This window comes from Peterkaempfera griseoplana, from assembly GCF_001418575.1.
GTDB classification, from domain to species: Bacteria; Actinomycetota; Actinomycetes; order Streptomycetales; family Streptomycetaceae; genus Peterkaempfera; species Peterkaempfera griseoplana.
Genome location: NZ_LIQR01000058.1, coordinates 1 through 12112, shown reverse-complemented (window position 1 = coordinate 12112; position 12112 = coordinate 1). Strand labels below are relative to the sequence as shown.

General features: G+C 72.3%; 9 protein-coding genes and 2 pseudogenes. 9 read left to right on the top strand and 2 right to left on the bottom strand.

Annotated elements, in window-relative coordinates:
• Nucleotides 1-252 precede the first annotated feature (252 nt).
• From AOK09_RS41720 to AOK09_RS43060, 9 genes and pseudogenes are all read left to right on the top strand, one after another.
• Complete coding sequence (locus tag AOK09_RS41720; protein ID WP_055585890.1) at nucleotides 253-1482, top strand: discoidin domain-containing protein; 1230 nt, start codon at nucleotides 253-255, stop codon at nucleotides 1480-1482.
• Between the two features lie 645 nt (nucleotides 1483-2127).
• Entirely contained in the window at nucleotides 2128-4149 is a 2022-nt protein-coding gene (locus AOK09_RS05010) for an ATP-binding SpoIIE family protein phosphatase (protein WP_055585889.1), read from the top strand.
• A 159-nt stretch (nucleotides 4150-4308) separates the two neighbouring features.
• The gene (locus AOK09_RS05005) at nucleotides 4309-5364 is read left to right on the top strand and encodes a LacI family DNA-binding transcriptional regulator (RefSeq protein ID WP_055585888.1); all 1056 of its coding nucleotides are present in this window, start codon (nucleotides 4309-4311) and stop codon (nucleotides 5362-5364) included.
• Between the two features lie 162 nt (nucleotides 5365-5526).
• A complete protein-coding gene (locus AOK09_RS05000) occupies nucleotides 5527-6693 on the top strand; it encodes a Gfo/Idh/MocA family protein (RefSeq protein WP_055585887.1) in 1167 nt (388 codons plus the stop codon).
• The gene (locus AOK09_RS04995; RefSeq protein WP_055585886.1) at nucleotides 6690-7847 is read left to right on the top strand and encodes a dihydrodipicolinate synthase family protein; all 1158 of its coding nucleotides are present in this window, start codon (nucleotides 6690-6692) and stop codon (nucleotides 7845-7847) included. Before AOK09_RS05000 ends, AOK09_RS04995 begins: the two co-directional genes overlap by 4 nt.
• On the top strand, nucleotides 7844-8692 hold the full coding sequence (locus tag AOK09_RS04990) for a sugar phosphate isomerase/epimerase family protein (protein WP_055585885.1): 849 nt from the start codon (nucleotides 7844-7846) through the stop codon (nucleotides 8690-8692). Before AOK09_RS04995 ends, AOK09_RS04990 begins: the two co-directional genes overlap by 4 nt.
• The gene (locus AOK09_RS04985) at nucleotides 8671-9426 is read left to right on the top strand and encodes a ThuA domain-containing protein (protein WP_079062762.1); all 756 of its coding nucleotides are present in this window, start codon (nucleotides 8671-8673) and stop codon (nucleotides 9424-9426) included. Before AOK09_RS04990 ends, AOK09_RS04985 begins: the two co-directional genes overlap by 22 nt.
• A gap of 73 nt (nucleotides 9427-9499) precedes the next feature.
• Nucleotides 9500-10039: pseudogene (locus tag AOK09_RS43065) on the top strand (glycerate kinase); the annotation flags it as partial.
• Between the two features lie 80 nt (nucleotides 10040-10119).
• Nucleotides 10120-10422, top strand: coding sequence for a glycerate kinase (locus AOK09_RS43060; protein WP_265736705.1), 303 nt, complete (start codon nucleotides 10120-10122; stop codon nucleotides 10420-10422).
• Between the two features lie 127 nt (nucleotides 10423-10549).
• Here the strand turns inward: AOK09_RS43060 and AOK09_RS41715 are convergent.
• Both AOK09_RS41715 and AOK09_RS41710 read right to left on the bottom strand, forming a co-directional pair.
• Nucleotides 10550-10852: pseudogene (locus tag AOK09_RS41715) on the bottom strand (transposase); the annotation flags it as partial.
• Nucleotides 10843-11430, bottom strand: a complete 588-nt coding sequence (locus AOK09_RS41710) for a helix-turn-helix domain-containing protein (protein ID WP_245687122.1) — start codon at nucleotides 11428-11430, stop codon at nucleotides 10843-10845. The pseudogene AOK09_RS41715 and the gene AOK09_RS41710, both read right to left, overlap by 10 nt.
• Between the last annotated feature and the right edge of the window lie 682 nt (nucleotides 11431-12112).

The window sequence follows — 12112 nt, the reverse complement described above, 5'->3', positions numbered from 1 at the left end:
CCCCCGACGCGCCCTTCCCCCAGGCCGGGGGACGGGCCGCCCGCCGACCACCTCCCCGGCGGCACACTGCACAGCAGGACCAAGAAGACCGACACCGGCTGCCTCGGGACTGAACCCCCGGCCTCAAAGCCGCCGACGGCACCCTTCACCGCGACACTCGGAACGCGGAGGCCCCCGGGCCCGGCCGACCCGGTACGCACCACCCGCACAGAACCACCCGTCCCAAGGCACGTCCTTCGGCAAGGAGTTCCCATGCACCAAGCGTTCCGTCGCCTGTCCGGCGCGGCCACCGTCCTGTCCGCCCTGCTGTGCCTGGCCGCACCCGCGACGCCGGCCGCCGCCTCGGCCGCGCCCGGCTTCACCGTCTTCGACAACACCTCCTACACCTCGGCCAGCCTCGGGAACGGGGCGGTCGTCACCAACCTGGTCCCGAACAGCGTGTGCAGCCCGCTCGTCCAGAGCGGCGCCCTGCCCACCCAGGCCCAGTGGCAGCAGATTGTCCAGACCTACGACACCCACCCGGGCGGCCCCCTGGTACTCGACTGCGAGAGCCTCTACCTCACCGGCACGGCCACCACCGCCGCCAAGCACTACAGCCAACTCGCCCAGCTGCAGAGTTGGGCCCGGCAGGTTGAACCGGACCAGCTGATCGGCTGGTACGGCCTCCTTGGCAACACCGACAGCGCCTACAACTCCTCCTATCAGCAGCTGATCGCTCAGGACCCGCACACGGCGTTCTTCCCCTCCGCGTACACCTTCTCGACCAGCGAGGAGACCTGGGACTCGACCCTGAGCACCAATGTCACCCACGCCGCGGCCATCGACGCGAACATCCCCGTCTACCCGTACATATGGCCCCAGTACCACCAGGGATCGTCGCCGTCCTCCCTGTCCCTCACCTTCGTCCCGGCCGCCCAGTGGTCCTTCGAGCTCGCCACACTGCACGAGGTGGGCATCGCAGGAGCCGTCGTCTGGGGCGGCCTGAGTACCAGTGGCACCTGCGACGCGACCTGCGAGTCACAGGCCGGCAGCGGAGGTTGGTTCAGCGCTACCAAGTCGTTCCTGCAGAGCCTGGCGAACCCTCAGACCGACCTGGCCCAGGGCAGGCTCGCCACCGCGTCGAGCACCAACGTCTCGGGACGCGAACCGGACCAGGCCGTCGACGGCGACCCGCTGACCCGATGGGGCAGCACCTACGCCGACCCCCAGTGGATCGACGTCGACCTGGGGGCCGAGTACGACATCACCGGCGTACGTCTGATGTGGGAGACCGCCTACGGAACGGCCTACCAGATCCAGGTCTCCGACGACGACACCACCTGGACGACCATCTACTCCACCACCTCCGGAGCCGGCGGTGTCGAGGAGCACGACGGCCTGTCGGGCACCGGCCGGTACATCCGCATGTACGGAACCGCACGCGGAACCCAGTACGGCTACTCGCTGTGGGACCTCGCCGTCCACGGAACCCCGGCCGCCTGATCCGACGCGCCACCCCAGCCCTCCGGACAACGCCGAAGGCCGTTTCCTCGTCCTTGAGGAAACGGCCTCCGGCCTGCGACCGGGCAGGGTGAACTGGTCAACGGCTTCCTCCTCGGCCGCTACCACTCCGCCGGCCCGCAGCGCACGCGCTACGCGCTGGCCCCGCTCTGGCGCGCCGGGGCGAACGAGGTCGTCGTCCTGGAGCTGGAGACGCCCGGCGACCTCCTCGAACTGCGCGACCAGCCCGACCCCGGACCGCGAACCGCTGCACCCGAGTCCGAGCCCACGTGCAGTCCCGTGAGGTTGCGCCGGCACTCGGCCGGCGGTGCCACCGCCGCATCCCTACCGGACCCAAGCGGTGCATGCCCGCTTGGCGGTGCCTACGGCGCCCCGCGCGTGCATGCCGCGCTCGAACTGGGAGAACGTCGGGGCTGGTCGGTCACATTCTCTCCCTGACGGTCGCGGCCCCGATGGTGCCGACCGCCGCCGCTGCCGCTGCTCGTGTGGCCGCGGCAGCGGTAGCGGCCGACTCCGGTGTGGTGATTTGCTCATTACATACATATTGGACAGACATCGCGGGAATGATGTGCCGTGCCCGATTCACCGCATGCGCCCCAATCGCCGGAGCTCGCGTGGGACGACGCCGTGCTCGCGACCCTGTTCGCGCAGGCGCCGACCGGTCTGTACGTGTACGACACCCGGCTGTGCCTCGTCCGGGTGAACGCCGCGGCGCGCTTCTTCCCGGCCTTCCCGGTCAGGCAGATGCTGGGCCGGCCGATCCTGCAGGTCCTGCGGACCTTCCGGGTGGTCGAAGCCGAGGCCCTCGAGCGTTCGACCCGCGGCGTCCTGGAGACCGGCAGACCCCTCCGCGACGTCCGCTTCCGCCTGCACAGCCCGGACAACCCGGCGGAGGACCGGGTGGCCTCGGCGTTCTGCTTCCGCATTGAGGACGACCGCGGGGCTGCGCGAGGCGTGGTCATCATGCTGACCGATGTCACCGAGCGGGTCCGCGCCGAGGCACGGCTGCGTCTGCTGAGCCGCGCCGTCGGCATCGGAACGACGCTGGACGTCTTCCGCACCGCCGCGGAACTCTGCGACATCGCCGTGCCGGAACTGGCCGACTCCGCGACCGTGGACGTGCTCGACTCCGTCCTGCGGGGGGAGGCACCCGCCCAGGACACCCCGATCGAGAAGCTGCCGCTGCGCCGGGTCGGCACCCGCACGGCCGGCGAGGCCGGGCGGAAGGCACCGGCCGTGGGGGAGGTCGTCGGCCCCGACCCCGCCGGCCCGGTAGCCCGGGGCACCCTGTCCGTCCTGCAACCCGAGCTGCTCCTGCGCACCGACCCAGCCCATGCCCAGGACCCCCGGCTGGCCAGGACCGGCGCCCACTCGACGATGTCCGTGCCGATGCGCGCCCGCGGCGTCGTCCTCGGCCTGGCCTGCTTCCACCGCTCGGGAAACCCGGTTCCGTTCGACCACGACGACCTGGCACTCGCCCAGCAGCTGGCCTCCCACACCGCCCTGTGCCTGGACAACGCCCGCCTCTACAGCCGGGAACGCTCCGTGGCCCGTATCATCCAGCGCAACCTGCGACCCGCCGGCGGACCCGTGCACGCCGCCGTGGACACCGCACACACCTACCTGCCCGCCGGAGCCGGAGGCGGCTGGTTCGACGTCCTCCCCCTCTCGGGAGCACGGGTCGCACTCACCGCAGGCGACACCACCGCCCCCCTCGTCGACGCCGCGGCGGCGATGGGGGAGCTGCGCGCCGCCATCACCGCCCTGTCCGAACTCGACCTGCCGCCCGACGAGATCCTCACCCGGCTCCACGACCTGGCCTCCAGACCCGCGGACTCCCGGCCGGCCGCCGACGGAGACCCCCGCTCCCGGACCTGGCCGGCCACCTGCCTGTACGCCGTCTACGACCCTGTGACCCGCTGCTGCTCCCTGGCCGGCGCCGGACACCCCCCGCCGGCACTGATCCACGACGGCCGCCTGGAGCTCGTCGACGTGCCCCAGGGCCCTCCCCTGGGGCAGGGCATCGGCCAGTACCCCGTCACCGAGCGCATCCTCGCCGAGGGCAGCATCCTCGTCCTCCACAACGCCGCCCTGCTGCCGGCCGGAACGGACAGCCTGCCGCTGGACCGGCTGCCACGGATCGCCCAGGCCGCACCCCGCGTCCCCCTCCAGGACACGTGCGACGCGATCGCCGAAACCCTGGCGCCAAAGCGGCTGCAGCAGGACGCCGTCCTCCTACTGGCCCGCACCCACGCCCTCGATCCCCGTCGGACGGCGGCGTGGACACTGCCCAACGACCCCCGCGCCGTCAACCGCGCCCGCCAGGCGGCAGCCACCCAGCTCGAGGCGTGGGGCCTGGACAAGCTCGCGGACGACACCGCACTGGTCGTCAGCGAACTGGTCACCAACGCCGTCCGCTACGCCGGCGGCCCCATCGAACTGCGGCTCATCCGCGATCGGGCACTGACCTGCGAGGTCACCGACGACAGCAGCACCGCACCGCACCTGCGCCGCGCCCTCGACACCGACGAGGGCGGCCGGGGACTGTTCATCACCGCCCAGCTCACCGAACGCTGGGGCGTCCGTCCGGCCCGCCGAGGCAAGACCATCTGGGCCGAACTCCCGACCGCACCGCACCCCGGGGCCTGACGCCGGCCGCAACCGCGCGACGCGGCGGTGGCCGCAGCCGCGCAGACCGGCCCGCCGGCCGCAGGTGCACCGACCGGTCCGGTGCCGGTCCGCAGCGGTGTTCCTCATAAGCTGGCGTGCGTCCTCCGGGAGCGGAGGCAGAGGCGAGGAGGAGCCCCGATGGGCCAAGAGCCGGGTGAGGCCGCGGCCCGGTCGGTCGCGGTGACCCTGTCCGATGTGGCGCGTGAAGCCGGGGTCTCCCTGGCCACGGCCTCCCGGGCGATCAACGGCAGCGTCCGGCAGGTCCGCGAGGAGTTGCGGGAGCGGGTGCTGGAGGCCGCCGCGAGGCTGAACTACGCGGCGAACGCACCGGCGCAGGCGATGGCGCGGGGGCAGGCCAGCGTCGTCGGGCTGGTCGTGCACGACATAGCGGATCCCTACTTCTCGGCGATCGCCGCCGGGGTGATGCAGGCCGCAGAGGAGCACCACCTGCTGGTGACGGTGGGCAGCACAATGAGCCGCCCGGAGCGCGAGCTGACCTACCTGGCGTCGCTGCGCGGGCAGCGCGGGCGGGCGGCGATCCTGGCGGGCAGCCGGGTGGACGACAGCGAACTCCAGGAGCGGCTGCGGCACGAAATCCAGATGTACCAGGCCGCCGGCGGACGAGTGGTGGCGATCAGTCAGCATCGGTTGCCGGTGGACACGGTGGTGGTGGAGAACCGCAGCGGGGCCCGGGCTCTGGCCGCCCGACTGGTAGGGCTGGGGTATCAGCGGTTCGGCGTGCTGGCCGGACCGCAGGAGCTGCTGACCGCGCGCGACCGGGTGGAGGGGTTCCGGGACGGCCTGGCCGCCGCCGGTGCGGACCGTCCACGGGCGGTCGTACGCGGCGACTTCACCCGGGACGGCGGCTACCGGGCCATGCAGGAGCTGCTGGACGAGTCGCCCGACGTGCAGTGCGTCTTCGCGGTCAACGACGTGATGGCGGTCGGCGCGATGACGGCCTGCCGGGACCGCGGCCTGGTCCTGCCCCGCGACCTGGCGCTTGCCGGGTTCGACGACATCGCGACGCTCCGCGACGTCCATCCGGCGCTGACCACCGTACGTCTGCCGCTGGAGGCCATGGGGGCTGCGGCACTGGAGCTGGTGCTCAGCGCGGAGAAGGTCGGTGCGCCGCGCAGCCGAAGGATCAGGGGCGAGGTCGTCGTCCGGGCCAGCACCCCGGGGATCGCCTGCTGATTCGCCCCGGCGGCTCCCACCGCCGAGACCGGGGGGTGGGGCCGGCCTCCCTTCGGGAAAGCGCTTTTCGAAATTTCCCCCGGGGCCTTGTGGGACGCCGTGGAGCCTGGTTAGCCTCGCCGGAAAGCGCTTTCCAAGTCTTCCCAGGACAGGAACCCACTCATGCCTGCGCACCCTCTCGGCGTCGTCCTCAACGGCGTCACCGGACGGATGGGATACCGCCAGCACCTGGTCCGCTCCCTGCTCGCCATCCGGGAGCAGGGCGGCGTGGAGCTCTCGGACGGCTCGCGGCTGCCGGTAGACCTGGTGCTGGTCGGCCGCAACGCGGAGAAGGTCCGGGAGACCGCCGAGCGCCACGACGTGCCGCGCTGGACGACCGACCTGGATGAGGCGCTTGCCGACGAGGGCAACCGCATCTACTTCGACGCCCAGCTGACCTCGGTGCGCGAGGAGTCGATCCTGAGGGCGATCGCCGCCGGCAAGGACGTCTACACAGAGAAGCCCATCGCCGAGTCGGTGGAGGGGTCGCTGCGGCTGGCCCGGGCCGCGGCCGCTGCCGGGGTGAAGAACGGGGTGGTCCACGACAAGCTGTACCTGCCGGGGCTGCTCAAGCTCAGGCGGCTGATCGACGGCGGGTTCTTCGGCCGCGTCCTGTCGGTCCGCGGCGAGTTCGGCTACTGGGTCTTCGAGGGCGACTGGCAGTCGGCGCAGCGTCCGAGCTGGAACTACCGGGCCGAGGACGGCGGCGGCATCACCACCGACATGTTCTGCCACTGGAACTACGTCCTGGAGAACCTCTTCGGCGGCGTGCGCGCCGTCACCGCCCGCACCGCGACCCACATTCCGCAGCGCTGGGACGAGCAGGGCAAGCCCTACCGGGCCACCGCCGACGACGCGGCCTACGCGATCTTCGAGCTGGAGGGCGGCGTCGTTGCCCAGCTCAACTCCTCCTGGGCGGTGCGGGTCCACCGCGACGAACTGGTGGAGTTCCAGGTGGACGGCACCGAGGGCAGCGCGGTCGCCGGACTCCACCAGTGCGTCGTGCAGCACCGCTCGGCCACCCCCAGGCCGGTGTGGAACCCCGACCTGGCCGAGGCGGGCGGCTACCGCGAGCAGTGGCAGCCCGTCCCGGACAACGCGGTCTTCGAGAACGGCTTCAAGGCGCAGTGGGAGCAGTTCCTCCGCCACGTCGTCGAGGACGCCGACCACCCGTACGACTTCCTCGCCGGCGCCCGCGGCGTACGGCTGGCCGAAGCGGGGCTGCGGTCCAGCGCCGAGGGCCGCCGGATCGTCCTGGAGGACCTCGCCGTTGAGGGCGGCGCCGCATGACGACCCTGCGACTGCCGCAGAGCGACGGCACCTGGCTCCAGTACACCACCGCCGAGCCGCGCGTCTGGAACAAGCCGCAGGGCCCGCCGTCCTCCCGTACGGCGTTCGCCGCCGCCCACGTGGTGGCCGACCGCTTCGCCGAGAACGTCCCCGGCGCCCCGGCGGCGGTCGACTGGGATTCGACCCTCGCGTTCCGGCGGCACCTCTTCTCCTGGGGACTCGGCGTGGCGGAGGCCATGGACACCGCCCAGCGCGGCATGGGCCTGGACTGGGCAGCCACCCGCGAGCTGATCGCCCGTTCCTCGGCCGAGGCGGCCGCGGCCGGCGCCCGGATCGCCGCCGGCGCCGGGACCGACCACCTCCCGGCCGGAGGGGACGACCTGAAGGTCGTCCTCGCCGGGTACGAGGAACAGCTGGCCTTCGTCGAGTCCGTCGGAGCCCAGCCGATCCTGATGGCCAGCCGCCAGCTGGCCCGCGTCGCCCGCGGCACGGAGGACTACCTGGCCGTCTACGGGCGGCTGTTGGAGCAGGTGAGCGGACCGGTGATCCTCCACTGGCTGGGCACCGCCTTCGACCCCGCGCTCAAGGGCTACTGGGGCGCCTCCGACATCCCGTCGGCGACCGCGGTCTTCCTTGATCTGGTCGGGCAGTACGCCGACCGCGTGGACGGTGTGAAGGTTTCGCTCCTCGACGCCGACCACGAGAAGGGGCTACGCGCGGCTCTGCCGGCCGGTGTCCGCCTCTACACCGGCGACGACTTTCACTACCCCGAGCTGGTCAAGGGCGACGGGGAGCACCACTCCGACGCGCTGCTCGGCGTCTTCGCCGCCATCGCCCCCGCCGCCGCCGCGGCCCTACAGGCCCTCGACGATGGCGACGAGGCGGCCTACGACGCTGCCTTCGAGCCCACCCTGCCACTGGCCCGGCACATCTTCGCCGAGCCGACCTACTACTACAAGACCGGCATCGCCTTCCTGGCGTGGCTGAACGCACTGCAGCCCGGCTTCACCATGGTCGGCGGCCTGCAGAGTGCCCGCAGCGCCGTCCACCTGGCCCAGACCTTCCGGCTCGCCGACCGGGCGGGGGTGCTGCATGATCCCGACCTGGCCGCCGCCCGGCTGCGGTCGCTGCTCGAGGTGGGAGGGCTCGTATGAGCACACCGACCGCAGGTGACCTGAGCAGGCTGTCGCTGAACCAGAAGACCATCGAGCGCTGGTCGCTGCCGCAGGCCGTCGAGGGCTGCGTGCGGGCGGGCCTGCCGTCGATCGGCGTCTGGCGTGAGCCCCTCGCCGCGATCGGGGTCGACCGGGCCCGGAGACTGGTCGACGACGCGGGGCTGCGGGTCTCCTCGCTCTGCCGCGGCGGGTTCCTCACCGCGGTCGACCCCCGGGCCCGGCGTACGGCCCTCGCGGACAACCGGGCCGCGATCGAGGAGGCGGCCGCGCTCGGCACGGACACCCTGGTGATGGTGGTCGGCGGGCTCCCCGAGGGGTCGCGGGACCTGCCCGGCGCCCGGGAGCGCGTCGCCGAGGCCGTCGCCGAACTCGCCCCCTACGCGGGCGAGCGCGGGGTGCGCCTCGCGCTCGAGCCGATGCACCCGATCTTCACCGCCGACCGGGGCGTGCTGGCGACCCTCGGCGGGGCCCTCGACCTGGCCGAGCACTTCCCCGCCGAGCAGGTCGCCGTCGTGATCGACACCTTTCACGTGTGGTGGGACCCGCGGGTGGAGGCGCAGATCGCCCGGGCCGCCGGGCGGATCGCGAGCTTCCAGGTCTGCGACTGGATCACCCCCTTCCCCGGGGACGCGCTGCTGTCGCGCGGCATGATGGGTGACGGGCACATCGACTTCCGGCGGCTGCGGGAGCTGGTGGACGCGGCCGGCTACACCGGCGACATCGAGGTCGAGATCTTCAACGCGGACATCTGGGCCGCCGATCCGGACAGTGTGCTCGACCTGATGAAGGAGCGTTACCGGTCATGCGTCCTGGGGCCGAAGTGAGCCCGGCCGCGCCCGAGTCCGGCCCGGGCGGCGCCGCCCCCGCGGTGTTGGTCTTCACCCGGACCACCGGCTACCGCCACGACTCCATCCCCGCGGGCGTGGCGGCTCTCCGGGAACTCGGCGCAGAGCACGGCTACGCGGTGCACGCGACCGAGGACCACCTCGTCTTCACCGAGGAGTCCCTCGCGCGGTGTGCGGCCGTGGTCTTCCTCTCCACTAGCGGAGCCGTGCTGGACGACGACGGCAGGGCGGCGCTCGAGGGCTTCGTGCGGGGCGGCGGCGGCTTCGTCGGCGTGCACTCGGCGGCCGGAACCGAGCGGGACTGGCCGTTCTACGGGGAGCTCATCGGCACCCGCTTCAGTGGGCACCCGGAGCTCCAAACCGCGGCGGTCACCGTGGAGGACCCGGACCATCCCGCCACCGCGCACCTGCCACAGCTGTGGACCTGGACCGACGAGTGGTACAACTTCTCGTCCAACCCCAGGGGGGCGGTACAGGTGCTGGCCACCGTGGAGGAGAGCCGCTACCACGGCGGCACGATGGGTGCGGACCACCCGCTGGTGTGGTGCCGGACGGTAGGCGCCGGACGCTCGTTCTTCACTGCGTTGGGACACACCGAGGAGGCCTACCGGGCGCCCGAGTTCCGCAGGCACCTGCTCGGTGGACTGAGCTGGGCGGCCCGTCCGAGCCACGGCTCGCCCACTGGCGCACAGCCGCTCGGGGCGCGCGGATGACGGCGCGGAACGGCCGCAACACCGGCTCGGAGCAGGTGCTGATCGCACCGGACTCAAGGGATCGGCGGACGCGGTGCAGGTCGCGGCCTGCCTTGCGACAGGAGTCCGTCGCGCCGCACCGCAGCTGCCCGTCGTGCTGCTCCCGGTGGCCGACGGCGGTGAGGGAACGGTCGATGCGGCCGTCACCGGCGGTTTCGACCGGCGTACGGCCGTGGTCGACGGACCCCTCGGCGACCCCGTACGAGCGCACTGGGCACTGCGCGACGGCGTGGCCGTCATCGAGATGGCCCAGGCCTCCGGCCTGGGCCGGCTGCCCCACGGCCACCTCGCCCCGCTCCGGGCGGGTACCCGCGGCACCGGACAGCTGGTGCGGGCCGCCCTGGAGGACAGGGCCCGCACACTGGTGCTGAGTGCGGGCGGCAGTGCCTCCACCGACGGAGGGACAGGGATGCTCGCCGCGCTCGGCGTCCGCTTCCTCGACAAGGAGGGGCATGACCTGCCCTGCGGCGGAGGTGCCCTCACCCGTCTGGCCGCGGTCGACACCAGCGGACTGGATCCGCGTCTGCGCACCGCTCGGATCGTGCTCGCCTCCGACGTGGACAATCCGCTGCTCGGCCCGGACGGCACAGCGGCCGTGTACGCCCCGCAGAAGGGCGCCGACGGGGAACAGACCGTCGCTCCCTCGGTCGGCTGGTGGAGGTCTTCGCCCGGGACTGGGGCACTGCGGCCCGCTGGGCGGCCGATCTGCCCGGGGCCGGCGCGGCCGGTGGGCTGGGCTTTGCGGCCATGGCGTTGCTCGACGCCGAGCGACGCCCCGGTGTTGACGTGCTGCTCGACGTCCTGGGTGCGGGGCGGCTGATGGACGGTCCGCGGCTGGTGGTGACCGGCGAGGGCTCGCTGGACCGGCAGAGCCTGCGCGGCAAGGCCCCCGTCGGCGGTCGGCGGGTGCATGCCGGTCGAGCCTGGCCAGCAGATCGTCCAGGCCGGAGGTGGTGAACTTCCACTGGAACGGCTGCACTGTGGCGTTGTAGCGGTCTTCGAATGCTCGGAGTCGGTCCCTGACCTGGGCCAGGTCGGTGAAGTCGTTGGGCGAGACGACCTTGCGCTGGACGACGGAGAAGTAGACCTCCACCTGGTTCAACCAGGAGGCGTGGATGGGGGTGTGGACAAGTACCGCGTTCGGGAACGCCGCGGCGAGTCGGTCTGCGGCCTTCTGCCCGCGGTGGGAGGAGCCGTTGTCCACGATCCAGAACACCCGCTTGGCGCTCGGGTAGGGTTCGGTGCTCATGACCTGGGCGACGAGGTTCATGAACGGGGCGATGCCGGTCCTGGGGTCGGTGCGGCCGAATACTCGGGCGTGGTGGATGTCGTAGGCGGCGAGGTAGGCCAAGGCGCCGCCGCGGCCGTAGGCGTGGTTCACGCGCATGGGCCTGGCCTGGCCGGGTGCGAGGGAGGGGTGGCAGCGGCAGCGGGCCTGGATGGAGGTCTTTTCGTCCGCGCCGAGCGGCCGGCCTGCCAGGTGCGGGCGTACAGGCCGAGCACGCGTGCGGCCTTGGGCCGGAAATCGGGGTCGGTGATGAAGTTCCAGGAGTGGTGCTGCCAGGGCTTGAGCGCGTCCTCAGCCGGCCAGCGGCGCACGGCGGAGGCAGAGGCGGTCCCGGTGATGCCCCGGGCGGCCAGTTCACGGGCCAGCTCCGGGCACGACCAGCGCGACACCGGCGCCCCGGTCTCGGCTGGCAGCCAGCACGCCAGTGCTTTGGCCTCGGCCACCTGCGGCGCGGTGAACGACGGGGGCCGTCCCGACCGCTTTCGGTCGGTCAGACCGTGAAGGCCGTGCTCGGCGAACCGGCCGCGCCAGCAACGGACCGTGTCCAGGTGCAGGCCCGTCTCGCGGGCGACCCGCGCGTTAAGTACTGACTCACCGTTGCGTCGTCCCGATGCACACGGAGACGTCGTAGCCAGGGAAGCTGGTGCCCAGGCCCGCACCCCGGTCAGGCGAAGCATCCCCATCGCGGGCGGCAGCACGGCAGCCCCTGGGCGAACACAACTCCTCGGACCACAACCTGGTCCGCGCCAAGCTGCCGAGCACCGGCGGCGCCACTGTCCTCTGCCCTGAGTGGCCGTTGTCGTTCCGACAGACCGAGCGCGTCAATGAGCCGCACCGGGCGCTGCGCCGCATCGCTCGTCGATTGCAGGAGGACGGTGCGGCCAGGGCGACGCGGGCGAGCGTGTGCGTCGGCACTTGCTGACGGCGCCGATGTCGTGCGACGTCAAGGCTGAAACCGTGGAGGTCACCGTCACGCCTCGTCCACCCCCACCTGGAGATGCGCACACGGCACACGCCTGACGCCGACACCGTCGACATGCGCTGGTCAATCGTCGACGCCGCCCTCAACGCCCGGGCCGCCACGGTTCCGTAAGCCGACACTGGCTCCGGCGGACACCCAGTGCCACAGAAGGGGATCAACCCGGTGCCAGCGGAGCGGTTCGGGGGCACCGCCGTCGATACCTTCGGCGGCCTCGGCTCCTTCGTCATCAGCGCCGGCGAGTGATTGGACCAGCGAGCCCAGACGGTACAGTCGCGCTCCTGGCGTCGCCAGGCATGAGAAGGAAGCGTCCGTGTCACCCTCTACTCTGTTCACACGTACCACGTGTGGGGTGGCGGGCTGCAAGGGGAGGGCATGGG

Excerpts from the sequence above, each read along its gene's own strand:
- AOK09_RS05005 (WP_055585888.1), top strand. The coding sequence starts at position 4,309 with ATGGGCCAAGAGCCGGGTGAGGCCGCGGCCCGGTCGGTCGCGGTGACC.
- AOK09_RS05000 (WP_055585887.1), top strand. The coding sequence starts at position 5,527 with ATGCCTGCGCACCCTCTCGGCGTCGTCCTCAACGGCGTCACCGGACGG.
- AOK09_RS04985 (WP_079062762.1), top strand. The coding sequence starts at position 8,671 with ATGCGTCCTGGGGCCGAAGTGAGCCCGGCCGCGCCCGAGTCCGGCCCG.
- AOK09_RS41720 (WP_055585890.1), top strand. The coding sequence starts at position 253 with ATGCACCAAGCGTTCCGTCGCCTGTCCGGCGCGGCCACCGTCCTGTCC.
- AOK09_RS04990 (WP_055585885.1), top strand. The coding sequence starts at position 7,844 with ATGAGCACACCGACCGCAGGTGACCTGAGCAGGCTGTCGCTGAACCAG.
- AOK09_RS04995 (WP_055585886.1), top strand. The coding sequence starts at position 6,690 with ATGACGACCCTGCGACTGCCGCAGAGCGACGGCACCTGGCTCCAGTAC.
- AOK09_RS41710 (WP_245687122.1), bottom strand. The coding sequence starts at position 11,430 with ATGCTTCGCCTGACCGGGGTGCGGGCCTGGGCACCAGCTTCCCTGGCT.